The organism is Acidaminococcus intestini DSM 21505, assembly GCF_000425045.1.
GTDB lineage: Bacteria > Bacillota > Negativicutes > Acidaminococcales > Acidaminococcaceae > Acidaminococcus > Acidaminococcus intestini.
Genome location: NZ_AULA01000020.1, coordinates 1 through 25,413, shown reverse-complemented (window position 1 = coordinate 25,413; position 25,413 = coordinate 1). Strand labels below are relative to the sequence as shown.

The window sequence follows — 25,413 nt, the reverse complement described above, 5'->3', positions numbered from 1 at the left end:
GCTATCAGAGTGGATTGAACCAGTTAGGATTCCTGTACGAAGTGGGCTTTTTCTTCGCCGCATTCAGGGCAGGTCCAATCTTCCGGCAGGTTCTCAAACTTCGTTCCTGGTTTGATTTCACCAGCAGGATCGCCCTTATCCGGATCGTATTCATATCCGCAGCCGTTGCAGACAAACAGTCCAGGAGGCAGTTCCTTCTTGATGAGCGGTCTCTTCATTTTCACCATGGGAGGAGCCGGTTTCTTTTCGCCCGTTCCGAAGGCTTTGGCTAAGAGCGGCAGGATGACTTTGACATCACCGACGATCCCGTAGTCGCAGTTTTTGAAGATCGGAGCACCGGCATTGGTGTTGATGGCCACAATGGTGGTTGCATCCTTGATGCCCTTGAGGTGCTGGATGGCGCCGGAAATCCCGCAGGCGATGTAGAGGTTGCCCTTGAATTTCTGTCCGCTCATGCCGACATAGCGTTCAATAGGAACATACTGCAGGGTTTCAGCAACCGGGCGGGAGGAGCCAACTGCCGCGCCAGCAGCGTGAGCCAGTTCCTCAATGAGTTTCATGTTTTCTTTTTCTCCAATGCCCTTACCGGCACTGACAACGCGTTCAGCGTCAACAATCGGCGTATCCATCGGGATGCCGACCGTGAAGTCATAGCCATCCCCTTTCAGGGCTTCAACAAGGGAAGCCACTTGTTCTTCCGGAGAGCCATCTTTGAAGATCATCTTCTTGCGGGAGCCTGTAATGGCCTTTTCCTTGCGGGACCCACCGCCGCCATGTTTGGCGTTGGACAGACGGTCCGTAATATGGGCTGCAATAACGACACGCTGGATCTCGTTGGTGCCTTCGTAAATCGTAGTGATCTTCGCGTCGCGGTACATCCGTTCGATATCCATCCCCTTGAGGTAGCCCGTACCGCCAAAGATCTGAAGGGCATCGTTTGTGATTTCAACAGCAAGGTCAGAAGCATAGAGCTTTGCCATGGCGGACTGCATGCCATAATCCATATGTTCCGTCTTCATTTCAGCCGCACTGTAAACGAGGAAACGGGCAGCTCTCAGTCTTGTTGCCATATCAGCCAGCTTGAAGGAAACACCTTGGTTCTGGCAGATCGGCGCACCAAATTGGATTCTTTCCTTGGAATAGTTTAGGGCTGCTTCGTACGCGCCTTGGGCAATCCCCAGAGCCTGGGCAGCAATCCCGATACGGCCGCCGTCAAGGGTTGCCATGGCAATCTTGAAGCCTTGGCCCAGTCTGCCCAGGAGGTTTTCCTGAGGAACCTTGACGTTGTTGAAGATCAGTTCAGCCGTAGCGGAGGAACGGATCCCCAGTTTGTCGTAATGATCGCCGAAGGTAAAACCGGGCATGCCTTTTTCGAGGATAAAGGCACTGATGCCGCGCGTACCTGCGTCGGGATCGGTGACAGCAAAGACAACGTACGTATCAGCTTCGCCGCCGTTGGTGATGAAAATCTTGTTGCCGTTGAGAATCCAGTTCTTGCCATCAAAGACAGCCGTTGTTTCTGTGCCGCCTGCGTCAGAACCGGCATTGGGTTCTGTAAGGCCAAAGGCACCGATCTTCTCACCTTTGGCAAGGGGAACGAGGTATTTTTGCTTTTGTTCTTCTGTCCCAAAGGCAAAGATAGGATAGGAACCCAGGGATACGTGAGCCGAAAGGATAACGCCAACACCGCCGTCAACACGGGCCAGTTCCTCTACGGCAATGGCATAGGCAATGTAATCCATGCCGGCCCCGCCGTATTCTTTCGGATAGGGAAGTCCCATCCAGCCATTTTCGCCCATTTCCTTGACGATTTCAGTGGGGAACTTGCTTTCCTTATCGAGGGAGAATGCAATCGGCTTGACTTTCGTTTCAGCGAATCCGCGTATTGCAGCGCGTAATTCTTCATGGTCATTGGTAGTGGTAAATAACATCTGTTTCCGACCTCCTCTGTACAGAAAATCCTTCTTCTCGGTGATAGAATAATTCCTATCACTTAATAACAATCCTTGATGAGCTAATTGTAACCCGAATGATTACACATGTCAAGAAGTTTATGGAGTTATCTGAAAAAAACTTTCTTTTAGGGAAAGGCCCTGACCGTTCAAAGATATATCCATAAAAAGGGACTGCAACGGGCTTCTCTGTCTATTCTATCTTGTTTGGACCCCGAATACCAATGAAATGGGAATTTCCCTGAAAATAGGAAATTCCGTGGTGCTTATTGTAATTTTTGGTACAAATTAATAGAAAAGAGAGGTTAATATAATCAAATGCGCATTTGATCGAATAAAGGTCGCGGGAAAAAGGGACGGAGAATAATGTCTCGTTTTTCCCTATTGCAGGACCGGGATGGGGGAGAAAAACGCAAAAAAAAAGGGGGCTGCTTACGCAGCACCCTTTTTGTACCCAACATGCAGGTTATTTCTTTTCAGGAGCCGAATGGAAGGCACAGCCGCCACAGGAGGCGCAGTTGCCGCCACACGTTCCAATCCCACTTTTATGGTCATGCACGATGGTGTACACCGAAACAAGGACGAACAAGAGGATAACAAGTCCTACAATGAGCGTTCCCATAAGGATCAACTCCTTTGCTCTACATTGCAATTCCTATCGGATTGCTTTACTTATTATACTCCAAATTGACTTCAACTGCACCCTCATATTTTTTTGCGGGACGCAGCAGGAGATAAAGGAGAATGGCAAAGATCACAGCGGCAAAGGCTGTACCGATGGTAAAGACCCCTGTCGTAAGGAACATGCCAAACTGATAGAAAATCAAGGAAACGGCATAGGCAAAACCACATTGATAACCGATGGCAAAGAGCGTCCATTTGCCGTTGTTCATTTCGCGGCGGATGGCTCCCATGGCAGCAACGCAGGGCGCGCACAGAAGGTTGAAGATGAGGAAGGAATAGGCACTGAGGGTACTGAAGTCCTTGGCAAAGGTACCCCAGAATTCTTCACCGTCCTCGGCGGCTTCTGCAAGACCGTAGAGGATACCGAAGGTTCCTACGAGGTTTTCCTTGGCAATAAGGCCCGTAAAGGCGGCGACAGCGGCTTTCCAATCACCCCAGCCGAGGGGGGCAAAGATCCAGGCGACTTTTTCACCGATGTAGGAAAGGAACCCGTCGTTCAGGTCTTCGACCATGGCAATCTCACCATCAACATAGCCGAATCCGGAAAGGAACCATACGAGGATGGTGGAAAGGAGGATGACCGTGCCGGCCTTCTTAATGAAACTGGAAGCTCGTTCCCAAACACTGCGGGCAATGTTGGAAAGGGTCGGCATGTGGTAAGCTGGCAGTTCCATGATGAAAGGCGCGGGATCTCCGGCAAACAGCTTGGTCTTTTTGAGGATGATCCCAGAAATGATGATGGCTGCAATCCCGACAAAATAAGCTGAGGGAGCGACCCACCATTCACCGCCGAAATAGGCCCCTGCGACAAGGGCGATGATCGGCATTTTGGCAGAGCAAGGAATCATGGTCGTTGTCATGATGGTCATGCGGCGGTCAGGCGCATTTTCAATGGTCCGGGAGGCCATGATGGCAGGAACTCCGCAGCCGGAACCAATCAGCATAGGAATGAAAGATTTTCCGGACAGCCCAAATTTACGGAAGGCGCGGTCCAGGATGAAGGCGATCCGGGCCATATACCCGCAGGCTTCGAGGAATGCCAGGAAGATAAAGAAGACCACCATCTGCGGCACGAAGCCAAGGACGGCACCGACGCCGGAGATGATCCCATCAACGACGAGGCCTTCCAGCCATTCCGCCACTCCCCAGGAAGCCATGAGCTCGTGGGCACCGGGAATGACCCATTCTCCAAAAAAGGTATCATTGACCCAGTCCGTTGCTTCTGTTCCGATGGTCGTGACACTGATATAGTAGACAAGGAACATGATGACGGCAAAAATGGGGAGTGCCAGGAAACGGTTTGTGACAATGCGGTCGATTTTATCAGAAACAGTCAGACGATGCTTGTCTTTTTTGACGAAGCATTTTTCGATGACTTTTGAAACATAGTTGTAGCGTTCGTTGGTAATGATGCTTTCCGCGTCATCATCCATTTCCTTTTCGACGGAGATGATATCATCCTCAATGTGGGAAATGAGCTCCGGAGAAAGCTTTAGGGCATCGAGCACATTGGCATCCCGTTCAAAGAGCTTGATGGAGTACCAGCGGCTCTGGGATTGGGGAAGGGCGCCCTGCGTGGCTTCTTCGATGTGGGCCAGGGCGTGTTCAACCGGACCGGCAAAGGTATGGATTGGCTCAGCTGGAACCTTGGCCTGAACCATTTGCGCAGCTTTTTGGACGAGGGTCTTGATGCCTTCGCCTGTCCGAGCGGAAATTTCCACAACCGGGCAGCCAATGGATTTAGCAAGGACTTCCGTATAGAGGATATCTCCGTTAGCCCGCGTGACGTCCATCATATTGACGGCCATGAGGACGGGAATCCCCAGTTCCATGAGCTGTGTCGTCAGGTAGAGGTTGCGTTCAAGGTTGCTGCCATCAACGATATTCAAGATGGCATCAGGCCGTTCCTTTACGAGGTAGGTGCGGGAAACGACTTCTTCCAAGGTGTAAGGGGAAAGGGAATAGATCCCAGGCAGGTCCTGAATGAGGATCTCGGGATGACCAATCAGGGTCCCTTCCTTTTTTTCAACTGTAACGCCAGGCCAGTTGCCAACGAACTGATTGGATCCAGTGAGGGCATTGAACAGGGTCGTTTTGCCCGTATTCGGGTTCCCTGCAAGAGCAATCTTATATTGCATAATAAAACCTTCCTTTCAAAAAGTTGCAATAGACTAATCGATTGGGAAATTGATTACACTTCTTTGATTTCAACGATTTCGGCATCGCCTTTGCGCAGGGACAGTTCATAACCCCGAACGGTCATTTCAACCGGATCCCCTAAAGGCGCGACACGGCGGATATGCAGGGCCGTTCCTTTGGTCAGGCCCATATCCATGATGTGGCGCTTCATGGCGCCGCTGCCGTGGATCTTGATGACTTCGTAGTTATGACCGGTTTCAGCATCTTTTAAGGTAAGCATCGCAAGTTCTCCTTTACTGCACAAATATTTTATTGGCCATCTCCATACTGATGGCGACACGGGAATCGCGGATGTTCACAATGATTCCTGAGGGGGTGTTCTGGACAACCGTAATGGGGGCGCCTAGGGTGATTCCAAGATTTTCCAGGTGGCTCCTGACCTTGGGGGAACCGCCAATCCGGATGACCGTTAGGACGTCGCCTGACTTTGCAAACGCTAAGGGCATGATGGCCTCCTTTGAGATTTTTAGGAAGAGTTTCTTTTAACGTCACAATGTTAGCACAGACTAACATAATATGCAAGGAGTTTTCCCGTAACAAAGAAACTTTTGAAGTAAAAAAAAAGCACTGCCGAAGCAGTGCACAAAGGATTACCCTTCTGGATGCAATTTCTTTTCCGAGAATTTTCTGAGCTTGTCAAGGGCGTAAAGGAAAATGCCTCCCAGGAGAAAACATAGGGGACTGAAAGTTTCAAAAGTCATGGCTGGCTGGGGAATCTTAAGGGTGGTGGGGCCCGTAACGATGGTGTAGAGGGAACCGACCATGAGTCCCAAGATAAAGTAAACCATGGCGGCTCGATGCATTTCCAGTGCGTTTTTCACAATACGGATGATGCCGACAATCCCTGTAAGGACGCCGCAGCCAAAAATGATAAGGACGGGAAGGTAGGAAAGGTTCATATGAAGGAATTCACGAATGGCTCCGATGATGGGAACGTACAGCCCAAAGATGAGGAGCATGGTGGAGCCCGAAATCCCCGGCAGGACCATGGCACAGATGGCAATCATGGCACAGACGAAGATATAAAGGCCTAGCGTAGGGGTGAGCTGGGCAACGTCTACCTGTACGCCTTTTCCGCCGGCAGGATTGAACCAGGTAATCACAAAGACCACAAAGAGACCCAAAAGAAAGAAAGGCAGCCGGTTTTTCTGGGAAAGCGCCTGCTTTTCCTCTTTGAGGATCAGGGGGAGGGAAAAGAGCGAGAGGCCCAGGAAGAGGGAACTGAGTTCATAGATCCTGGTTGTAAAAAGACTTCCCAAAACCATGACGGATGATCCCATGCCAAGAGCCCAACCAATTCCTAATTTCCCCAAGAAAACCAGGGCATGTTGTTTCAGTTCCCGTGTCCCATGGGTCAGGACATAAAGGGAACCGATGAATTCATCATAAAATCCCAGGACAAAAGCAATGGTTCCTCCGGAAACACCGGGGACACTGTCTGCAAGGGCCATGGAAAAACCACGGATAAGGTTAAGGAAAAGGTCCATTTGATCATATCCTTTCTATGCCAGCATCAGGGTATTGCATGGATATGGTATAATAGTTACGCTTTCAGGGATATCTATGCATTGAAAGCCTATTATATCGTATTTTTTCAAGAATGAAAATAGAAGGGAGCTAGGAATTTGGAACGAGAAGAAGTCAAGATGAAACTCTTTGAACTTGCGGCGCAAGGCGTGGAAGTCCCCCGCATGGAGATGATCAAGACACCGGAACAGATTGCGGGCATCCGCGAAGCGGGACGGCTCAACACGGAAGTCCTGGATGCCGTGGAAAAGGCAATCCACGTGGGTATGACGACGGAAGAAATTGACCGCATTGTCTACGAATATACGGTCAGCCACGATGCCACTCCGGCCTGCCTTAATTTTGAGGGCTTTCCTAAAAGCGTCTGCACCTCTGTGAACGATGTAATCTGTCACGGCATCCCAAGCTCCGATGTGGTCCTTAAAAACGGTGATATCGTCAACGTCGATGCCACGACCATCTACAAGGGATATGTTGGGGATGCTTCCCGCATGTTCATGCTCGGAAACGTGCCGAACAATCGCCGGAATCTCGTAGGCATCACGAAGGAATGTCTCCGCCGCGGCATGCAGAATGCTGTTGGCTGGAAGAACACGCTGGGCGACATTGGCGCGGCCATCCAGTCCTTTGCCAGGAAACACGGCTATTCCGTGGTCCGCGAATTTGGCGGTCATGGTGTGGGGCTTTCCATGCATGAAGATCCTTTTGTTTCCCACGTCGGGAAAAAAGGAACGGGCATGCTCCTTGTGCCGGGCATGGTCATTACCATTGAACCCATGATCAATGAAGGGCGGGCAGCGCTCTATATTGATGAAATCGACAATTGGACGGTTCGCACGGAAGACGGGAAGTCTTCGGCTCAGTGGGAGTATACCCTGCTCATCACGGAGGGAGAACCGGAAATTCTTTCTTACTAAGAAAAAGGAGCAATCTTATGGATTTTTTCACGCTTGCCAAAAATCGTTATTCTGTACGGAAATTCAGTGAACGCTCTGTTGAACCGGAAAAACTGGAGAAGGTCCTTGAAGCCGCGCGTGTGGCACCGACAGCCCATAATTATCAGCCTTTTCGCATTTATGTGCTTAAAAGCAAGGATGCCATTGCCAAGATCCGTGAACTGACGCCCTGCGCCTTTAATGCCCCGATCGTTCTTATGGTGACGATCTGCCGTGATGAGCAGTGGGTCAATGAACTGGAAAAAGGGTTCCTTTCCGGGCAGGTTGATGCAGGAATCATTGGAACCCATCTGATGCTGGAGGCTTGGGAACAAGGACTGGGAAGCTGCTGGGTGGCTCACTTTCCGCCCGTTAAGACCGCCGACGCCTTTGGCCTGTCCCATAATGAAATGCCTGTTTTTCTCCTTCCCTTGGGCTATGCCGCAGATGGGGTGAAAGCCTCCTCTCTTCATGAAAAACGGCGCAGTGTAACGGAACTGGTGAAGGAACTTTAAGGTTTCCATACTTCGTAGGATAGAAGGAAAATTAAAAGTTTTTATAAAGAATGACCATCAATTAGATAAAATCTCCCTGAACTTTCCATTTTTCTTCCCTATGGAGTATAATAAGGGAAATTCTAAAAAAGGACGTGACCCCATGAATAAGAGAGCAGAACGCTTCAAGAAATTCATTGCTGACCAAAAAGTAGAAGGCTTTACCATTGAAGAACCCAAGAGCGAACCTAACAATCTGGTCCTTTTCCGGAGTAATTTCCGCATGGATGGCAATCTTCTTCCTTTTGGTATCTTTGTTGATGATACGCCCTTTGCCATGATCCGTGTCGTTGTCGTGGCAGAGGCCCTGCGGGATGATAACGAGAAGGAAGTCACAGGGCTTATCAATCAGCTCAACCTCAAGTATAAACCGTATAAGTTCTATATTGACGGTGCCAAGAATCTTATGGCTGAATCCTGCGTCATCTTCCGTGATGGGGAAGATGCCGTGGGGGATATGCTCCTTTTTGTGCTGAATCTGGCCCAGCAGGACCTTGGAAAGGAATACAAGGCCATCATGCAGACCGTTTGGGGTAAGGGCAGTGAGGATAAAAAACAAAACTGACGGCTGAGGGCCGTAATAAAGCTGACTGTAGGACCCGCTGCAGCCAGCTTCTTTTCTTATGGCAAAAGGGAAAGGGCTAGGGCGAAAAGACTCCTTATGGCAGTTTTTACAAGGGGCAGGGAGCCCCTTTTTTTGAATGTAAAGGATTCCTGATCAAAACTGCAACTGTTGATGCAAGAAATATAAGACCGATACAGTTCAGGATAGATCTGGCGGCAATTAAAGACGATACCGATTGTCAGCTCGAATGAGACGGAAACTCAGGACAATCGGATCTTTGAGCCGCGGGACCTAGGTACAGGCGGCCAGTATCCCCGCAGTAAGATAGGAACTACGAAAAAAAGCCACCCGCGATGCGGATGGCTTTTTTGATGAGGTTCAAAGCATGATGTATTTGCCGATAAATAGTATGGTGAGGATGTACATGAGGGCACTGATCCTGTCCGTGTGACGCGTCAGGACATTGAGGATCGTGTAGGAAATGACACCAAAGGAAATGCCTTCTGAAATGCTGTAGCAAAACGGCATGGCAATGATGGCAATATAGGCTGGAATGGCTTCGGAAAGATCATCCATGTCAATCTTGTTGACGGATGAGAACATGAGAAAGCCAACCACGATGAGGGCCGGTGCTGTTGCAAAGGCCGGGATGGCCATGAAAAATGGTGACAGGAACAGGGAAAGGAGAAAGAGCACGGATACGGTTACCGCCGTAAGCCCCGTGCGTCCGCCTTCAGCAACGCCGGCTGCACTTTCAACAAAGGTCGTGACCGTACTTGTTCCCATGAGGGCGCCCGTGCAGGTTGCGACGGAGTCGGCCATGAGGGCTCCTTTGATGTGGGGCAGACGGCCCTTTTCGTCGAGCATGTTGCTCTTGGAGGCAACTCCGATGAGGGTTCCCAGTGTATCGAAGAGGTCAACAAAGAGGAAGGCGAAGATCACGGCAAAGAAGTCGAGGGAAAAGACCGAGGAGAAATCCATTTTGCCCCAAACCGGCAGGGGATTTAAGGGAATGAAAGCGGCCAAACCGGCGGAAAGGTTGGGAAAGACACTGAAGGTCCCCAATTTCGGATCGGGAATGTAAAGGCCCGATGCTTCTGCAATCATCCCGAGGATCCAAGTGCCCAGGATGCCAAAAAGAATGTTGCCGCGGATGTTCTTGATGATGAGAAAGCCTGTAAAAAGAATCCCGATGAGGGCGATGACGACAGTGATGCCCACGCTGTGGAACGTCCCGTCAGCAACCGCTTTCGTAAAGGAATAGAGCGAAACCTTGGTTGCCGGATTGGCCACGACAATCTTGGCGTTAAGCAGACCAATGAAAGCGATGAAAAGACCAATGCCAACGGAAATGGCCCGTTTCAGTGTGAGGGGGATGGCATTGAAAATGGCTTCACGGATATTTGTGAGGGAAAGAAGAATAAAGACAAGGCCTTCAACAAAGACGGCAGCGAGGGCAACCTGCCACGTATACCCCATCTGCAGGACGACCGTATAGGCAAAGTAGGCATTAAGCCCCATGCCTGGAGCTAGGGCAAAGGGGTAGTTGGCAAAGACGGCCATGAAGAGGGTCCCCAAGGCAGAGGCAAGGGCGGTCGTTGTCACTAGCGCCCCCTTATCCATTCCTGTAGCACTGAGGATGGAGGGGTTTACAATGAGGATATAGGCCATTGTCATGAAGGTGGTGATGCCGGCAATGATTTCGGTCCGGGCATCAGTGTGGTTTTCCTTGAGGTGGAAAACGCGGTCAAAGAGTTCTTCCATGGTGTGACTTCCTTTCTTTACTGGACAATGAAAAATCAGGACTTTTTCCAGAAGGCGCGGAAGCGCTCCAGCATCGTTTTCTGGGGTAGTTTTTCCGGCCAAAGTTCCTCTTTATCGGAATGACGCAGGGCCGAGGCCATGTGGTCATAGAAATGGGGAATTTCTTTTTCAAGACGCCGAGCCAGTTCCTTCATATCCTGGCGCTGGGTCTTGCCGTCATAGGGGCAGGGATTGGCCAAAGGGTGAAGGCCAATCTTTTTGCCGATGGCAATGATTTCCGCTTCCCGGTAAAAAAGCAGGGGCCTGATGACGGTCATGCCGCTGCGGGAAAGATGGGTCACGGGCAGGAAGGTCTTGTTCTGCCCCGACTGGAAGAGATTCAGCATCAAGGTTTCCACGGCGTCATCATTGTGATGGGCTAGGGCAATCTTGCTGCAGCCAAGTTCGCGGGCTTTGCGGTTCATCGCGGCCCGGCGGAAGTAGGCACAGGAAAAGCACGGGGTGTTGCCCCGATGGCCCCAGAGGGCCTCGACATTGACCTGCTCCGAATAATGGGTGAGTCCGTAGGTGCGGCAGAAGTCTTCCAGTTCTTTTTTGGGAAAATCTTCGGCAAACATGCCGTCCATGGTGTAGCACAACAGGTCAAAATGGCGGGGACTGTGTTTTTGGATCTCGGCTAGGGCCGCTGTAAGGAACATACTGTCCTTGCCGCCGGAAAGGCCGATGAGAATCTTATCCCCTTCTTCAATCATATTGAATTCAATCAGGGCCCGCCACAGTTTTGTAAGGTCGCTGGCGGGGACAAACGCATCGTGTTTCATGAGATGATGTTCACACTCCTGGAAAAGGATTCTTCTATTATAGCAAAAATAGAGCGGACATGTTAGAATAATAAAGCAAATTCTAGACGAATTGTGAGGAAAAAATGGAAGATTTATTATCATCGCTCAATACTCAGCAGGCTGAAGCCGTCAAACATGTGGCTGGGCCTATTTTAATTTTGGCGGGTGCCGGAAGCGGCAAGACAAAGGCCCTGACGACACGGATTGCCTATCTTTTGGAAAAAGGGGTCCCTCCTTACAGCATCCTTGCCATTACATTTACGAACAAAGCGGCCAAGGAAATGCGCGAACGCGTGGATAAGCTTGTTGGTCCCCTTGCCAAAGATGTCTGGCTCTATACGTTCCACGGTTTCTGCAACCAGCTCCTGCGCCGGGAAATCAAGCATCTGTCCCACTACGGCTATGGGACAGGCTTTTCCATTTATGATACGACGGACTGCAAGAATGTCCTGAAGGGCATCTTGAAGGATCTCAAGATGGATGAAAAGTTCTACCCCTTGAGCGCGGTGATGTCGGTCATTTCAAATGCCAAGAATGCACAGCTTTCCAGTGCCGCTTTTGCCAGGAAGGCCGATGACTTCCATGCCAAGAAAGTGGCCGAGATCTATCTTGAATACGAAAAGCGCATGCGTCAGAACAACGCCGTTGATTTTGACGACCTCCTGCTCCTTTCCGTGGACCTGCTGCAACATGACAGGGACGTGCGGGAAAAATACCAGCATAAGTTCCAGTATGTCATGATCGATGAATACCAGGATACGAACCATGTGCAGTATCTTCTGGCCAAACTCATCAGTGCCCCGGAAAACAACCTTTGTGCCGTCGGCGATATTGACCAGAGCATCTATGGGTGGCGCGGCGCGGATATCAGCAATATCCTTGATTTTGAAAAAGATTATCCCGATGCCAAGATCTATAAACTCGAGCAGAATTACCGTTCTACTCAGGTTATCCTTGACGCGGCCAATGCGGTCATTGAACATAACAGTGCCCGCCGGCCCAAGAACCTTTGGACGGAAAATGGGAACGGGAAACCGATCACCTATTTTCAGGCTTTCAACGACCGTAATGAAGCGGAATTTACGGTCCATAATATGCGGCGTCTGCGCGACGAAGCTCATTTCCATCTGGGCGATATGGCGGTCCTTTACCGGACCAATGCCCAGTCCCGCATGTTTGAAGAAACCCTCATCAAAAATGGCCTTCCTTATATCATGGTTGGCTCCTTGAAATTCTATGACCGCAAGGAAGTCAAGGACCTGCTTGCTTATTTGCGTCTCCTTGTAAATGGCCGTGACGAGCAGGCCTTGGAACGGGTCATCAACGAACCGAAACGGGGCATTGGCAGTGCGACAGTGGAAAAACTCAAGATGCTCCTTAATGAAACGGGACTGTCGCTGCATGAAGCCCTCAAGGCACCTTCTGCTGGTGAACTCCTTGGTCGGAGTCTCCTTAAGGTGACCGCTTTCAGTACCCTTCTAGAAAGCCTTCGCAAGGAAACTGATACGGTCCCTGTGGAGCAGCTCATGACGGATATCCTCGAAAAGACCGGGTACTGGGATGCTTTGCTCCTGGAAGGCTCGGAACAGGCTCGGGGCCGCATGGATAACCTTGACGAATTAAAGCGCATTGCCATGGAGTTCCAGGAAGATGAAAACGAGGAGGAAAAGACCTTGGAGGATTTCCTGAACCATGTGGCCCTTGTTTCCGATATCGATGATGCCAAACTCAGCCGCGATGCCGTGACGCTGATGACGCTCCACTCGGCCAAGGGACTTGAATTCCCTGTTGTCTTCATGGCCGGCATGGAAGAGGGCCTTTTTCCGAGTCAGCGCTCCCTTGACGACACGGATAAGCTTGAGGAAGAACGGCGTCTTTGCTATGTTGGGATTACGCGGGCCAAGAAAAAACTATTCCTTACAAGCTGCCGGAGCCGCATGATGTACGGCCGGACGGTCATGTTCCCGCCGAGCCGCTTCCTTGAAGAAATCCCCCGCCATCTTATTGAAACGGCCCTTGTCGGCCAGCAGGATGGGAGCGGGGCGCAGCGCGCGGCATGGGAAAATCGGCCGCAGGAAGAAGGGTCAGGGCTTCGCAGCATTGCCAGAAGACGCGGCGCAAGCATCCTTGACCGGCGCGACAGGCGCTCCGAATATGTGCCGGATGGAAAGCTGGAAGTCTTCAAGGCTGGCGATATAGTCCGTCATAAGGCATGGGGCGTGGGGACGGTCATCTCGGCCCAACCCGACGCTGATGGGCAGATTGTCAAAGTGGCCTTCCCCGGTACGGGCATCAAGGCCCTTTCAACGAAATACAAAGTCATCCAGAAAGTATAAGAGGCGAATCTCATGACGATCATGACAAAACAAGAGGCTTTGCTAAAGGCCCAAGCCCTTCGCAAGGAATTGGAACGCAACTCCTACCTTTATTATGTGGAAGATATGCCCACCATCACTGATGCGGAATATGACAGCCTTATGCGCCAACTGCGGGCTATTGAGGCGGAATATCCTGAACTTGTGACGCCGGATTCCCCGACCCAGCATGTCGGCGGCTACGCGAAACCTGGGTTTACGGAAGTGCATCACATTACGCCGCTGTTAAGTTTAGCCAATGCCTTTTCACCGGAAGAAATGAAGGAATTTGACCGCCGGGTCCATGAAGGCCTTCCTAAGGACGCCAAGGTAGAATATGTGGTGGAACCGAAAATCGACGGTCTTGCCTGCAGCATCATCTATGAAAATGGTCGCTTTGTCCGAGCGGCGACGCGAGGCGACGGCATGGTCGGCGAAAATGTGACGGAAAATGTGCGGACCATCAAAAATATCCCTAAGGTCCTATCCTCGCTTCCTGGCGTTCCCATACCGGAACTCCTTGATGTGCGGGGAGAAGTCTATATGCCCCGTCATGCCTTTTTGAAGCTGAATGAGGAACGGGTGGAAAGAGGGGAGACGGAATTTGCCAATCCCCGGAATGCCGCTGCCGGTTCCTTGCGTCAGCTCGATCCCCGTGTCACGGCTAGGCGTTCACTGGCATTTTTTGCCTATGGCATTGGCACGGGCGCCCTTGATACGCATAATGATTCCATGGATCGCCTCGAGGCCTATGGGTTTACAACGACAGAAGGACGGACCAAGGTTGCGACCATTGAAGAGGCTAACGCACTCATTGCTCGTCACGGTGAGCGCCGCAAGAGCCTTGGCTATGACACGGACGGTGTCGTCGTCAAGGTCAACGCCGTATGGCAGCAGAACATCCTCGGGGCCACGGGAAAGGATCCCCGCTGGGCCATGGCCTATAAATTCCCGCCCGAACAGGCGGAAACGACGCTGCGGGATATTGTTATCCAAGTGGGCCGGACGGGCGTCCTTACACCGACGGCTGTCCTTGATCCCGTAAAGCTTTCGGGGAGCACCATCAGCCGTGCCACGCTTCATAATGAAGATTTCATTGCGGAAAAGGATATTCGCATCGGTGATCGGGTCATTATCAATAAAGCCGCGGAAATCATTCCAGAAGTCCTGCGTGTCGCCGTGGAAAAACGGACCGGTGAGGAAAAGGTTTTCCATATGCCTGCGGAATGTCCGGAGTGTGGCTGGCCGGTTGTCCGAAAAAATGGAGAAGCCGCTGTGCGCTGCACCAATCCCCACTGTCCCGCCTTGGGCAGGGAAGGCCTCATCCATTTTACCAGCCGTGACGCCATGAACATCGATGGCTGCGGCCCTGCTGTCCTGCTCCAGCTCCAGGAAAGGAATCTGGTGAAGGACCCGAGCGACCTTTATCTTGTTACGGCAGATGACCTCATGGAACTTGACCGCATGGGCGCAAAGTCCGCCAATAACCTTGTCCGGGCCATTGCTGCCAGTAAGGAAAACAGTCTGGATAAGCTCCTTTTTGCCCTCGGGATCCGCCACGTTGGGGCCAAGGTGGCCCGGACCCTTGCCATGAAATACCAGACCATGGATGCCCTGATGGAGGCAACACAGGAAGAATTGGCACAGATCCCTGATATTGGACCGGTCATTGCCGAAAGTGTCGTGACCTATTTTGGCGATCCAGGAAACCAGGATTACATAGAACGGCTGAAGGAATTGGGCCTTAATATGAAGATGCTGGGGACGGCTGCTTCCAATGAGAATCATCCCTTCTACGGGAAGACCATGGTCTTTACTGGAACCCTGCCCACCCTCGACCGGGCAACGGCCCAGACCATGGCTCAGGAAGTGGGCGCCAAGGTGACAAGTTCTGTCAGCAAGAAGACGGACTATGTTGTCGCAGGGGCCGATCCAGGCAGCAAATATACCAAAGCCCAGTCCTTGGGTGTCACCATCCTTGATGAAGCTGCCTTCCGGCGGCTCCTGGAAAATAAGGACATGCAATAAGCCCGATAAAAAAGCTGCGGAGAAAGAAGAGCTCTTTCTCCGCAGCTTTTCTTATTGGATTCAGCCGGCTAAATAAGTGAAGAGGGCAATCATGAGCGGCATGGTGATGACGCACAGGACCATACTGATGAGGTTGACACTGCCAGCAAGGAAGGCGTCCTTCCTAAACATGACGGCAAATTGGGTCAGCAGCGTTGCCGGAGGGGCGCAGACAGCCAGCATTCCAATCTGGAACAAAAAGAGTTCTTCTGGATGGGCCTTCAAGAAGCCTGTTGCCAGGACAAGGAGGGTGACAAAAAAAGGAAAAAGAAAAAGCCGGCCTATACAGATGAGCCATACCTTGGCTGAATGAAAAAGGCCGGACAGGTCCTTTTCAGCCATGACCATGCCCGTTACGAGCATACTCAAGGGGCCAATCATGCTGGCCAGCATGCCCATGGTGTTTTGGATGATCGGCGGCAGTATGATTTGAAAGAAAAAGAGGGTCATGCCAATGGCCACGGAAAGGATGTTGATGTTAAGAAGCACTTGCCGAAGGGTGACACGGCGTTCCCCGCTCATGAGGACCATGCCGTGGGTCCAGATAAAAAATTGTTGGACGGCATTGTACATGCAGGCATAAAAGACGTATTCTTCACCAAAAACGGAGGCCACCAGGGGAAAGATGAGGTTTCCTGAATTGGTGTACATCAAGGAGGCCCGCGCCGTACCATCAAGACTCGTTGCCTTGCCTAAGAAGGTGGTGAGAACCAGCCAGAAAAGATGGACTGCAATGGCAAAAATGACGGCAATGCCAAAACCATGGACTTTTTCTTCCGATAAGGGAAGCTGCAGGGCCTTGATGATGGACGAGGGGATGATAACATAAATGAGGAGCGTTGAAATGGGCTTGCACTCGGACGCTTTCATGATGCCTTTCTTGACGGCCGCGTAGCCGATGATGGCAATAAGGAGCAGGGAGGATAGCTGGGAAAACAAAAGAGGCACGATTGCCAAGTAGGGTCACCTCCGTAAGAATGAATTTTTACCATTATAGGTGCTTTTGTGAAATTTTGCAAAAACTCGTTACTTTCCTATCAAAATGCTATATAATAGAACATCCAAGATTTGGATGTTGCCAATGATACTTGAAAGGAGGATTCCTATGGAACCTTATTCCCTTTCCTTATTTGATAATCCGGCACCGCGGGATGCAGAACTGGAAGAAAAACGCCGCAAGGGAAAGCTTACCTTGGTGCGTCCCTTGTCCTACGTGGTCATTGATATTGAAACGACGGGCCTTGACGTGGCACGCAGTGCCATCATAGAAATTGGGGCTGTCCACGTACGCAATGGGGCCGTTTCAGGTCGTTTCCAGACCTTCCTGACCCCGGAACCGTACCAGAGCCTGTCACCTTTTATTACGAACCTGACGGGCATTACGGACAGCGACCTTGTTGGGGCACCGACCTTTAGGGAGATCCTGCCGCGGCTGCGGGATTTTTTAGGTGGCTATACCTTGGTAGGGCACAATGTCAATTTTGACATCAACTTCCTTTATGACCGGATTTACCGGGAAACAGGGGAACATTTGAATAACCCCTATCTTGATACGAAGAAGCTTGCCAAAACCGTTGTACCGGGCCTGTCCCACTACAGTCTGGAAGCCCTTTGCAAGCATTTTGGCATCGCGGGCAACCATCACCGAGCCGTAGATGACTGTGAACTTACGGAAAAAGTGTTGGATGCACTCTGGCGCCTCAAGACGCAGCAAGGTTAATTTCACAAGGAAGAAAAAGACCTAGGTCCGCGGGATCTAGGTCTTTTGCTGTAAAGGAAGGCGCAGCCTCCTTCTTTTTTTATTGTGCCGTTTGACTTTTTGCCGTATCACCCACAAGCTCTTTTCCGCAGTGTTTGACAACCATCAGGGCAAGGAACATGAGGGCAAGGGCAACGACAAGCTGTAGGCCATCGACCATAAGGACGAAGGTGCCGGCCATGAGTTTGCCATAGATCCCGTAAAGGGACAGGCAGAGGGCACTCATGGTGACAACGAACATGAAGGTCATGGGGATGTAGAGCATCCAGCTCTTGCGGCCTGTCGTACGCAGGAAGACAGCAAGGGCAATGAGGACCAGTGCGGAAAGCAGCTGATTGGCAGCCCCAAAGAGCGGCCAAATATTGAGGTATCCGCCGAGGCAGAGCAGGTAGCTCGGGATCAAGGTAACAATCGTTGCCACATAGGTATTGGAAAGGAATTTCGCAGCATTGCTGTCATATTCGCTCAGCAGTTCCTGGAGCATCATGCGGCCGATGCGGGTGACAGCGTCGATGGTCGTCATGGCAAGGGCGGAGATGCACATGGTCACGATGCAATTGCTGACATAGGGCGGAATCCCGAAGATAGAGAAATAACGGCCGATGGCAGACCCGAAGATGGCAAAGGGCGTTGCTTTCGGCAGGGCTCCGTTGACTGCAACGGAGCAGGCAATGACGAGGGAAACAACCCCCAGGACGGATTCAATGAGCATAGCGCCATAGCCAACAGGAAGCATATCCTTTTCATTGGAAATGGTCTTGGAAGAAGTACCGGAAGAAACCAGGCTGTGGAAGCCGGAAACGGCACCGCAGGCGATGGTTACAAAAAGGATGGGGAAAAGGGGCCTGTTTGCTACCGTAAAGCCTTTAAAAGCCGGCATATTGATGGTGGGGTTACCGACAAGAATACCGACAACGCCTGCCAGGATCATGCCAAGGAGTAGGAAGACACTCAGATAATCACGAGGCTGGATAAGGAGCCACATGGGAAGGACAGAAGCAATGAAGCAATAGGCATAGGTTGCATAGAGCCAGCTGGTGCGGGAGGCAAAAAACGGATTGGCAATCCCTACAGCAATCATGGCAACCATGCAGATGAGGGCCAGAATCACTTCTTTGACGCCGCCGATATGAAAGCGGCGAACGGCCCAGCCAAACACCATGGCGACAAAAACGTAGAGGGTGGAAATGGAGCCAGCAGCTGCATTTGGTCCCAAGAGTTCGCCCGTCTTGGAAAAGCCATTGAACGTGCTTGCCATGATGTCGGAAAAGGCAGCGATGACAAGGAGGGAGAAGAGCCAGCTGAACAGGAGGAACATCTTGCAGCCCGTCTTGCCAACGTACTGTTCAATGATCTTGCCCATGCTCTTGCCGTCGTTGCGGACTGAAGCATAAAGGGCCGTAAAGTCCTGGACAGCGCCGAAGAAAATGCCGCCTACAATAATCCATAAGAATGCAGGAACCCAACCAAACATAGCGGCAATAATCGGGCCCGTGACAGGGCCTGCGCCCGTAATTGAAGAAAACTGATGGGCAAAGACCGTAAACCGGGAAGCCGGCGCAAAGTCGCGGCCATCTTCAAAGCGATAGGCAGGCGTCTTGGCATCGGGCTCGATGCCCCAGGTCTTGACGAGCCAACGGCCGTAGAACAGGTAGGCAAACGCAAAGATGACGATTGCAATACAAACCAAGGTTAATCCATTCATCATAGCCACTTCCTTTCCAAAAATTTCAAGTCCCGCATGAATGCTGGGATTGAGAGGGTGATGAGTGTTTACAGAGCCATAATTTATCACTTGTATACAAAATTGTCAACATAAATTTTAAAAATAAGTGGTAAAATACAGCTATTCTGTTATGAAGTTACAAAAAAGAACACAAAATATGGCGATAAAGTCTTTTTAGAATGGACGTATTCGTGAAAACGTACATTGAGGGAAATAGGAATTGAAAGAAATTTTACTTTTGCAGACGAAAAAATAAAAAATCCTATGAGATGAAACGCTTATTTTTTAAATCAACAATAAAAATATAGAAATGTTATCTTTTTATCAATAAGGTGTGAAAATAACTGGTAATTGTTCATAAATTTTTTAGGTGTATAAATACAAAATGTACTGTTTATTACGTACTTAAGGAATAAAAAGGATTGTATATGGTTCAGAATAAAGAGACTTATGTGGAAAAATTAGCGAAAATGATTCATTATACAAAATAAAATGAGGACAAAGGTTGATTTTTTGCACAGAGAGGATACAATAGAATATACTTGTAAGAAGAAGGAGAGTGGTAGCATGCCGAAGAAACGAATCGTAGGTGTTGTTGGTCTGGGCCATGTTGGTGCCCATGTTGCCTATACGTTAGGGGTCACGGGAACGGCTGACCTTGTCAAACTTTGTGATATCAATGAAAAGAAGCTTGTCAGTGAGCATCAGGATCTCATGGATGCGGCCATGTTCATGCCCCATCATGTCAAGTATGCCATGGCTTCCTATGAAGAACTGGGCGACTGCGATATCATCATCAATGCCATTGGGAAAATTGATCTGTTGGTTACCCATAACCGGGATACGGAAATGAACTTTACGGTGGCTCAAGTTGCTGACTTCATTCCCAAGATCATGAAGGGGGGCTTCAAGGGAATCTTCATCAACATCACCAATCCCTGTGATGTGGTGTCCGATCTCATTTCCAAATTGAGCGGTCTGCCTGCGGGCCATGTTTTTGGGACGGGGACGGGTCTTGACACGTCGCGACTGGTAAGTGCCATTTCCCAGCAGACCGGCCTTGACCATAAATCCATTACGGCCTACATGATGGGCGAACACGGCAACGCGCAGATGGTGCCTTGGTCCGTCATCCAGTTCGGCGGCAAACGCCTTGAAGAACTGAAGGATGATTCCCGTTTCGTTTTTGATCATGATGCCATCAAGGAAAAGACCATCAAAGGCGGCTGGGTGACCTACGTGGGCAAGGGCTGCACGGAATACGGCATTGCGTATACGGCAACGACCCTTGCCGGATACGTCCTGCGCGATGAAAAGCATATCATGGCAACGAGCGCGCCCCTTCGCGGTGAATATGGCGAAGACGGTATCTTTGCAGGTGTACCTGCCGTGGTTGGTGAAAATGGCGTGGAAAAGGTTGTTGAACTTTCTCTCACGGACACGGAGAAAAAGGAATTCAAGACGTGCTGCACGGCTATTCGGGAAAACATCAAAAAAGCCGAATCCATTTGGAAAAAAGCCGAATGAGGGGAACGAAAAAAGCTGTCACCAAAAAAAGGTGACAGCTTTTTCATGTCTTTAGCGTGACGGTTGTTCTTGCTGGACCGCTATTTGACGGTATTTCTTAAGACGCCGATGCCTTCGATCTCACATTCGACGACGTCGCCGCGCTTTAGATACTGGGGCGGGTTCATGCCGACGCCTGTGCCGGCTGGTGTACCCGTGGAAATAATGGTGCCGCAGCGCAGGGTCATTCCGTGGGAGAGTTCACTGATGATGTAGGCAATGCTGTGAACGAGGTTCCTTGTATTGTCCTGTTGCCGCAGCTCACCATTTACGCGGCATGTAATGGTGAGCTGCGGCGGGAAGGCAAACTCTTCTGCCGTAACGATGACAGGTCCCATGGGCGCAAAGTGGTCCAAGCTTTTTCCAAAGTACCACTGCTTGTGGGCCGTTTGGACATCCCGGGCCGTGACATCATTCAGGATGGTATAGCCAAAGATATAGTCCGGGGCTTCTTTCTCGCTTACATCTTTGCAGTCCTTTCCGATGATGACGGCAAGTTCACATTCGTAATCAAGTTTGCTGACGATATCGAAATGACCGTCGATGGCTCCATCAGGATCGACGCAGCGCGTGACCCGTTTGGAAAAGTAGACGGGCACGTCCCGCTTCTGGATCTTTTCTTCCGTGTATTCCTGCGGCAATTCCTCATCGTGGGAGGCATAGTTGATTCCCAGGCAGATGATGTCATTGGCCGGTTCCGTAATGGGTGCCAGGATCTTGACCCTTTCTATGGGGACGGCGGCAACTCCCATGCGGCTGATGGCAAGCAGTTCCTCGAAATCGCTGTGAGCCATGAGGTCGGGCATATCGGCATACTTGTTGGCGGGAATGACAGATTTACCGTCTTCAGACAGGATGCCGACTTGCTCCTGCCCGTCATTTAACATGGTTACAATTTTCACGGGAATCACTCCTCTGTAGGGTACTTCCTTTATTGTACCTTTTTTTTATCTTGATTTCTAGAGAATTCAGACGATTTTTACTTAGAAATTTCTCTTTCTCAAGGCGGCTGGCTGTGATAGAATAGCAGAGAAATTGATTTATGGAAAGAAGAGGGTCCTATGGAGCAACTGATCTATCAATGTGATGATGGGCACGGTGACTATAATCGGAGCTATGAATCCCATTTTGAAATTGATTATGCGGATTATTCAACGGACCACCGGGAAAACAATTTCCGCAACTATGAAAACAAGGTCCCCAAGAGCAAGAAGGAACGGGTCCGCAATATCCTGAACCATTATGAATGAAGAAAATCCCTCCAGGTCATCCGGAAGGGATTTTTTGTCAGCGTTCAAGGGGAATGACCGTGCCGCAGTTGGGAATGATATTGACCGTAAAGTCTGTCTTTCCTTCTGAAAGGAGCTGGGCTTTGGCTTTTTCATAGGCTTCTTCCAGCGTCCTTGTGGGAATCTGGTGGATGCGGCGGACAGCTTCAAAGTTTTCTTTCTTGGTCACAAGGTAAAGGGTATAGTCCTCTGCCAGGGTGTAGAGAAAATAAGCGACAAAAAAGGGAATGGTAAAATGCTGCCGCAGGGCCTTTTCCATAGAAAGGCGGCTGTTGTAGCGGAAACTCTCCCAGAAGATTTGTGGTTCCTTGATGTCCGGTGATTCGATTAGGGCAATGATGATTCCACCCTTTTTGGTTACGTCCCGGGCTGGCTCATAGCATTTGCAGCCTTGGTAGAGGGAAAGGTCCTTGGGATACCCGCCGGCACCAGCAATGGTCAGGTCTGCTTTTTGGGTAAAGGAAACCGCGTCATTGCTGAGCACCTCCTGCGTCCCTTCAAGCCAGGCCTCGTAAGGATCGCCGCTGACAAATCCGCAGACCTCGCCCCGTTCATTGATGAGGGAGTGCAGCAGGAAATCAGGCCGGCAGAATTCCATGCCTTCCAGCATATCCTGATGGACGGGATTGTGCGTCAAGGACCGGCCCTCCGTAAGGGGATTGATGCCTTCCCCCGGGGTATCTGAAAGGGCGAGGGCGTGGTTTTTCTGGATTGTTTCCCAACTGGCAACGCCGGGAAGGATCATTTTTCGTCCGCCGCCAAAGCCTGCAAACAGGTGAGGCATGATCCCTCCGGCCACGATGACGAAATCCGCTTCGACAACACGGCGATTGAGTTCAACTGGGGTTCCATGCGACGTGGTCCCCACAAGGACAAGGTTTTCCCGGTCGTGACAGTCGTGCTGGTAAAGGCGGATCCGGCGGGCGACTTCTTCTCCGACGACAGCTATGTCCTCATCAGGGGTCTGGGCTCGGTGCGTACCTTGGGCAAAAACGATGGAAATATCCTCATCGGGGATGCCTGCCTCATTGAGTTCGTTGATCAGGGGCCGCATGAAATCCCGTGAATGGTTCCAGGCACGGGTAATATCCGCCGTTACAATGACTACGGAGGCTCCTTTTTTTACCATCTCACGCAGGGGGGGAGAAGCAGTGGGGTGACGCAGACAGGCCGTCACGGCATCGTCTATGGAAAGGGCGGCATGGTGCCGCGGCACAAGGATGGAACCAATCCGCTCTTGAGGAAGCGTCAGCGTGGCCTCGCCTTTTCCGTAGGGAATATGAATGGTTTTTTCAGCCATAGGATGTCTTCCTTTCTTTAGATGGTCCTTATTATATCACCTTTTGCCCCAGCCCTCTATTCAATTGATACCCAAATAGGGTATAATGGGGCCTGTACAAAGGAGGAGTGATCCATGAATCACGTTGTAAAAGCCAAAATGCTTCGCGAAAGCGATGAACCCATTCATTATAATTGTGCCCAATCCCTTTTTGTCGCTTTTTCCGATGTCCTCGGCGTCAGTGACGAGCGGGCCTTTGCCATGGGCGCAAACTATGGCGGCGGTATGATGCACGGCGGTACGTGCGGTGTGGTGAGCGCCGGCCTTATGATCTTGTCCCTTGCAGGGATCCCCCAGGAAAAGGCCATGGCCCTGCTCCAGGATTTTTCCCGTGACCACGGGACCACGGCCTGCACGGAACTGCTTATGAAAGCCGCTCAGGAAGGCGTGACAAAGAAGGTCAATTGTGATGGGCTGGTCATCCACATGGCAGAGCGGCTGGACGCCATCCTTTCCGCCTAAAGCCCCATCCAGCCCATAAAAAAAGCAGCCTTTTCAGGGCTGCTTTTTTCATGCCTTCATTTTGTTTCCAGGGAGTCGAGGGCGGGGACTTCTTTCTGTTCAAACCCTTTACCCTTGAGCTGGATGGCTATGATGAGATTCGGGATGAAGAGAACGGCAAAGAAAATGAGCACCGATGCATAGGTGCCTGTCTGCTTATAGAAAAAGGAGATGAGAGTTGGACCGGCAATGCCTGCCATTGCCCAGGCAGAAAGGATGCGGCCGTGAATGGCACTTAGCTGTTTGGTGCCGAAAAGGTCGCTCAAATAGGCCGGCATGCAGGAAAAGCCGCCGCCATAGGCACTGATGATAAAGAGCACAAGACCTTTAAAGACAAAGGAAGAGGTGGTGGCACTGAGGGCGAAGAAAGCCAGGATCTCAAGGGCAAAAAAGAGAATGTATGTTACAGGGCGGCTCAGCCGGTCAGAAATGGTGGACCAAAGGATGCGTCCGCCGCCGTTCATGATGCCAATAATGCCCACAAAAGCGGCTGCTTCCTGAGCTGACATGCCAATCACGTCCTGGGCCATGGGACTTAAGACGGCAAGCAGCAAGATGCCGCAGGTAATATTGATGAAAAAGACCCACCAGAGGCTTTGGAACTGCCAGGTATGCATGGCTTCTGATGCAGTCTTTCCCGTAAGGGACTGGGAATCAGCGTCATGTTCCTTTTTCAGGACGGGCGGTTTGAGGTAGAGGGCACAAAGGACCATGATGACCGAGTAGGCACCTGCCATGAGGCAGAAGGTGCGGGTAAGGCCCACCGTGCGGGTGAGTTGCTGCATGAGGGGAGCTGCAATGAGAGCGGCAAAACCAAAGCCCATGATGGCAAGACCTGTTGCAAAACCGCGGTGGTGGGGAAAATATTTCACCAAGGTTGATACGGGTGTGATGTAGCCTGTGCCAAGACCAATGCCGCCAATGCACCCATAAAAGAGATAGAGGAGGGAAAGGCTTCTGATGGAAAGGGCATACGCCGTACCCAAAAGGCCCGTTCCGAAGAAAAAGGCGGCCATGAGGCCACTTTTTTGGGGGCCTATTTTTTCTACAAAGCGCCCCAAGAGTGCGGCTGACATGCCAAGAAACAAGATGGCAAGGGAAAAGGTCCAAGTGACATCCCCCATAGAAGCCCCCAAGGTTTCCATGATGGGGCGGACAAGGACGCTGAAAGCATAGACGCTCCCAATGGAGAGGTGAATGCCTACGGCGGACAGTGCAATCAGTGAGCGGTTTCTCATGTTGCTTCCTTTCTGGGAAAACTTCCCCTAGAAAGAGAAAAGGCCCGGACCAATCTGCAGCATAAGGCTGCAGAGGAAAAGGCCGGGATGAAAAAGGACCGTCCGGGCTGCTTTTCTCTGCCCAGACGGTCGGCAAGTTACACAATGCAGAGCACGTGGTCAATTCCACTTATCCGTCAGTCCTGCACTGCTTTATTTGAATGTGATGCGGATATTATAGGGTTCTATAATTTATTTTGGGGCGCTAAAGTGACCGTCCAGATGCGTGTCCTCTCAGCGCCTACTTTTTTTTCAATAAAAAAATAGGCATATGCACTCAAATCCTCTACAATTAAAGTGATCAAACAATAAAGAAAGTGAGTTGAATACATATGCCTTCTCTAGATTATATCGAAAAATTAACAGGAATTAAAGAGGAATGGATTCAAAATTTAAAGGAAACGGAATCAGCCTTGGTTTTAGCGGTTCAGCTGCCGCCTCAAGAACACATCTGCCCTCATTGTAAGGCCACTACAAGACGCATAAAGGGCTACTATACGCGCCTCATCAAAC

22 protein-coding genes, 1 pseudogene and 1 riboswitch are annotated in these 25,413 nt (G+C 50.7%); of the genes and pseudogenes, 10 read left to right on the top strand and 13 right to left on the bottom strand.

The annotated features are described in order from the left end of the window. Positions 1-23 precede the first annotated feature (23 nt). From H503_RS12720 to H503_RS0107285, 6 genes are all read right to left on the bottom strand, one after another. Positions 24-1,931 (bottom strand): acyl-CoA dehydrogenase family protein, encoded by a 1,908-nt coding sequence (locus tag H503_RS12720; protein WP_009014884.1) that lies wholly within the window; start codon positions 1,929-1,931, stop codon positions 24-26. Positions 1,932-2,418: 487 nt separating this feature from the next. Then, the gene (locus tag H503_RS12250) at positions 2,419-2,574 is read right to left on the bottom strand and encodes a FeoB-associated Cys-rich membrane protein (RefSeq protein WP_016459719.1); all 156 of its coding nucleotides are present in this window, start codon (positions 2,572-2,574) and stop codon (positions 2,419-2,421) included. Between the two features lie 46 nt (positions 2,575-2,620). Beyond that, positions 2,621-4,774 (bottom strand): ferrous iron transport protein B, encoded by a 2,154-nt coding sequence (feoB, locus tag H503_RS0107300; protein ID WP_009014883.1) that lies wholly within the window; start codon positions 4,772-4,774, stop codon positions 2,621-2,623. 53 nt (positions 4,775-4,827) lie between these two features. Continuing rightward, positions 4,828-5,055 (bottom strand): FeoA family protein, encoded by a 228-nt coding sequence (locus H503_RS0107295; protein WP_014128177.1) that lies wholly within the window; start codon positions 5,053-5,055, stop codon positions 4,828-4,830. A gap of 13 nt (positions 5,056-5,068) precedes the next feature. After that, entirely contained in the window at positions 5,069-5,281 is a 213-nt protein-coding gene (locus H503_RS0107290) for a FeoA family protein (protein ID WP_009014881.1), read from the bottom strand. A gap of 144 nt (positions 5,282-5,425) precedes the next feature. Beyond that, positions 5,426-6,322: a DUF368 domain-containing protein gene (locus H503_RS0107285; RefSeq protein WP_009014880.1), complete on the bottom strand. Its 897-nt coding sequence runs from the start codon at positions 6,320-6,322 to the stop codon at positions 5,426-5,428. Positions 6,323-6,460: 138 nt separating this feature from the next. Between H503_RS0107285 and map the strand changes: the two genes are divergently transcribed. The 3 genes from map to H503_RS0107270 all read left to right on the top strand — a co-directional run bounded on the left by map (position 6,461) and on the right by H503_RS0107270 (position 8,416). Continuing rightward, positions 6,461-7,279, top strand: a complete 819-nt coding sequence (gene map, locus H503_RS0107280) for a type I methionyl aminopeptidase (protein WP_009014879.1) — start codon at positions 6,461-6,463, stop codon at positions 7,277-7,279. A gap of 17 nt (positions 7,280-7,296) precedes the next feature. After that, positions 7,297-7,812, top strand: coding sequence for a nitroreductase family protein (locus tag H503_RS0107275; protein WP_009014878.1), 516 nt, complete (start codon positions 7,297-7,299; stop codon positions 7,810-7,812). Positions 7,813-7,954: 142 nt separating this feature from the next. Then, positions 7,955-8,416, top strand: a complete 462-nt coding sequence (locus H503_RS0107270) for a hypothetical protein (protein WP_009014877.1) — start codon at positions 7,955-7,957, stop codon at positions 8,414-8,416. 378 nt (positions 8,417-8,794) lie between these two features. On the opposite strand, the gene H503_RS0107265 is transcribed toward H503_RS0107270, so the two are convergent. Both H503_RS0107265 and H503_RS0107260 read right to left on the bottom strand, forming a co-directional pair. Further along, on the bottom strand, positions 8,795-10,180 hold the full coding sequence (locus H503_RS0107265; protein WP_009014876.1) for an NCS2 family permease: 1,386 nt from the start codon (positions 10,178-10,180) through the stop codon (positions 8,795-8,797). Between the two features lie 35 nt (positions 10,181-10,215). Next, complete coding sequence (locus H503_RS0107260; RefSeq protein WP_014128179.1) at positions 10,216-11,001, bottom strand: tRNA lysidine(34) synthetase; 786 nt, start codon at positions 10,999-11,001, stop codon at positions 10,216-10,218. Positions 11,002-11,105: 104 nt separating this feature from the next. Between H503_RS0107260 and pcrA the strand changes: the two genes are divergently transcribed. Beyond that, complete coding sequence (gene pcrA / locus H503_RS0107255) at positions 11,106-13,358, top strand: DNA helicase PcrA (protein ID WP_026385642.1); 2,253 nt, start codon at positions 11,106-11,108, stop codon at positions 13,356-13,358. Between the two features lie 12 nt (positions 13,359-13,370). After that, the gene (gene ligA / locus H503_RS0107250) at positions 13,371-15,404 is read left to right on the top strand and encodes an NAD-dependent DNA ligase LigA (protein WP_014128180.1); all 2,034 of its coding nucleotides are present in this window, start codon (positions 13,371-13,373) and stop codon (positions 15,402-15,404) included. Between the two features lie 60 nt (positions 15,405-15,464). Here the strand turns inward: ligA and H503_RS0107245 are convergent, their stop codons facing one another. Continuing rightward, positions 15,465-16,391 (bottom strand): AEC family transporter, encoded by a 927-nt coding sequence (locus H503_RS0107245; protein WP_014128181.1) that lies wholly within the window; start codon positions 16,389-16,391, stop codon positions 15,465-15,467. Between the two features lie 157 nt (positions 16,392-16,548). On the opposite strand from H503_RS0107245, the gene H503_RS0107240 reads away from it, so the two are divergent. Continuing rightward, complete coding sequence (locus H503_RS0107240) at positions 16,549-17,163, top strand: 3'-5' exonuclease (RefSeq protein ID WP_016459715.1); 615 nt, start codon at positions 16,549-16,551, stop codon at positions 17,161-17,163. 79 nt (positions 17,164-17,242) lie between these two features. Here the strand turns inward: H503_RS0107240 and H503_RS0107235 are convergent, their stop codons facing one another. Beyond that, positions 17,243-18,907, bottom strand: coding sequence for a carbon starvation CstA family protein (locus H503_RS0107235; RefSeq protein ID WP_016459714.1), 1,665 nt, complete (start codon positions 18,905-18,907; stop codon positions 17,243-17,245). A 588-nt stretch (positions 18,908-19,495) separates the two neighbouring features. On the opposite strand from H503_RS0107235, the gene H503_RS0107230 reads away from it, so the two are divergent. Then, on the top strand, positions 19,496-20,455 hold the full coding sequence (locus H503_RS0107230; RefSeq protein ID WP_014128184.1) for a lactate/malate family dehydrogenase: 960 nt from the start codon (positions 19,496-19,498) through the stop codon (positions 20,453-20,455). An 80-nt stretch (positions 20,456-20,535) separates the two neighbouring features. Here the strand turns inward: H503_RS0107230 and H503_RS0107225 are convergent, their stop codons facing one another. Next, positions 20,536-21,396 carry a fumarylacetoacetate hydrolase family protein gene (locus H503_RS0107225; RefSeq protein WP_016459713.1) on the bottom strand — a complete coding sequence of 287 codons (861 nt, stop codon included), beginning with the start codon at positions 21,394-21,396 and terminating at the stop codon, positions 20,536-20,538. Positions 21,397-21,555: 159 nt separating this feature from the next. Between H503_RS0107225 and H503_RS0107220 the strand changes: the two genes are divergently transcribed. Next, positions 21,556-21,744, top strand: a complete 189-nt coding sequence (locus H503_RS0107220; RefSeq protein ID WP_009014867.1) for a hypothetical protein — start codon at positions 21,556-21,558, stop codon at positions 21,742-21,744. 37 nt (positions 21,745-21,781) lie between these two features. On the opposite strand, the gene larAH10 is transcribed toward H503_RS0107220, so the two are convergent. Next, positions 21,782-23,083: an NPN-dependent 2-hydroxyacid racemase, LarAH10 family gene (larAH10, locus tag H503_RS0107215; protein WP_009014866.1), complete on the bottom strand. Its 1,302-nt coding sequence runs from the start codon at positions 23,081-23,083 to the stop codon at positions 21,782-21,784. A gap of 114 nt (positions 23,084-23,197) precedes the next feature. Here larAH10 and H503_RS0107210 point away from each other — a divergent pair, with 114 nt between their 5' ends. Continuing rightward, positions 23,198-23,584, top strand: coding sequence for a C-GCAxxG-C-C family protein (locus tag H503_RS0107210; RefSeq protein ID WP_009014865.1), 387 nt, complete (start codon positions 23,198-23,200; stop codon positions 23,582-23,584). A 56-nt stretch (positions 23,585-23,640) separates the two neighbouring features. Here the strand turns inward: H503_RS0107210 and H503_RS0107205 are convergent, their stop codons facing one another. Then, a complete protein-coding gene (locus H503_RS0107205; protein WP_009014864.1) occupies positions 23,641-24,861 on the bottom strand; it encodes an L-lactate MFS transporter in 1,221 nt (406 codons plus the stop codon). Positions 24,862-24,973: 112 nt separating this feature from the next. Continuing rightward, positions 24,974-25,055: riboswitch (ZMP/ZTP riboswitch) on the bottom strand. A 177-nt stretch (positions 25,056-25,232) separates the two neighbouring features. On the opposite strand from H503_RS0107205, the pseudogene H503_RS12970 reads away from it, so the two are divergent. Further along, positions 25,233-25,413 (top strand): annotated as a pseudogene (locus H503_RS12970) (transposase family protein); the annotation flags it as partial.

What these genes read in the sequence shown, in the direction of transcription:
- H503_RS12720 (WP_009014884.1), bottom strand. Translation starts at nt 1,931, where the DNA reads ATGTTATTTACCACTACCAATGACCATGAAGAATTACGCGCTGCAATA.
- H503_RS12250 (WP_016459719.1), bottom strand. Translation starts at nt 2,574, where the DNA reads ATGGGAACGCTCATTGTAGGACTTGTTATCCTCTTGTTCGTCCTTGTT.
- feoB (WP_009014883.1), bottom strand. Translation starts at nt 4,774, where the DNA reads ATGCAATATAAGATTGCTCTTGCAGGGAACCCGAATACGGGCAAAACG.
- H503_RS0107295 (WP_014128177.1), bottom strand. Translation starts at nt 5,055, where the DNA reads ATGCTTACCTTAAAAGATGCTGAAACCGGTCATAACTACGAAGTCATC.
- H503_RS0107290 (WP_009014881.1), bottom strand. Translation starts at nt 5,281, where the DNA reads ATGCCCTTAGCGTTTGCAAAGTCAGGCGACGTCCTAACGGTCATCCGG.
- H503_RS0107285 (WP_009014880.1), bottom strand. Translation starts at nt 6,322, where the DNA reads ATGGACCTTTTCCTTAACCTTATCCGTGGTTTTTCCATGGCCCTTGCA.
- H503_RS0107275 (WP_009014878.1), top strand. Translation starts at nt 7,297, where the DNA reads ATGGATTTTTTCACGCTTGCCAAAAATCGTTATTCTGTACGGAAATTC.
- H503_RS0107270 (WP_009014877.1), top strand. Translation starts at nt 7,955, where the DNA reads ATGAATAAGAGAGCAGAACGCTTCAAGAAATTCATTGCTGACCAAAAA.
- H503_RS0107265 (WP_009014876.1), bottom strand. Translation starts at nt 10,180, where the DNA reads ATGGAAGAACTCTTTGACCGCGTTTTCCACCTCAAGGAAAACCACACT.
- H503_RS0107260 (WP_014128179.1), bottom strand. Translation starts at nt 11,001, where the DNA reads ATGAAACACGATGCGTTTGTCCCCGCCAGCGACCTTACAAAACTGTGG.
- pcrA (WP_026385642.1), top strand. Translation starts at nt 11,106, where the DNA reads ATGGAAGATTTATTATCATCGCTCAATACTCAGCAGGCTGAAGCCGTC.
- ligA (WP_014128180.1), top strand. Translation starts at nt 13,371, where the DNA reads ATGACGATCATGACAAAACAAGAGGCTTTGCTAAAGGCCCAAGCCCTT.
- H503_RS0107240 (WP_016459715.1), top strand. Translation starts at nt 16,549, where the DNA reads ATGGAACCTTATTCCCTTTCCTTATTTGATAATCCGGCACCGCGGGAT.
- H503_RS0107235 (WP_016459714.1), bottom strand. Translation starts at nt 18,907, where the DNA reads ATGAATGGATTAACCTTGGTTTGTATTGCAATCGTCATCTTTGCGTTT.
- H503_RS0107230 (WP_014128184.1), top strand. Translation starts at nt 19,496, where the DNA reads ATGCCGAAGAAACGAATCGTAGGTGTTGTTGGTCTGGGCCATGTTGGT.
- H503_RS0107220 (WP_009014867.1), top strand. Translation starts at nt 21,556, where the DNA reads ATGGAGCAACTGATCTATCAATGTGATGATGGGCACGGTGACTATAAT.
- larAH10 (WP_009014866.1), bottom strand. Translation starts at nt 23,083, where the DNA reads ATGGCTGAAAAAACCATTCATATTCCCTACGGAAAAGGCGAGGCCACG.
- H503_RS0107210 (WP_009014865.1), top strand. Translation starts at nt 23,198, where the DNA reads ATGAATCACGTTGTAAAAGCCAAAATGCTTCGCGAAAGCGATGAACCC.
- H503_RS0107205 (WP_009014864.1), bottom strand. Translation starts at nt 24,861, where the DNA reads ATGAGAAACCGCTCACTGATTGCACTGTCCGCCGTAGGCATTCACCTC.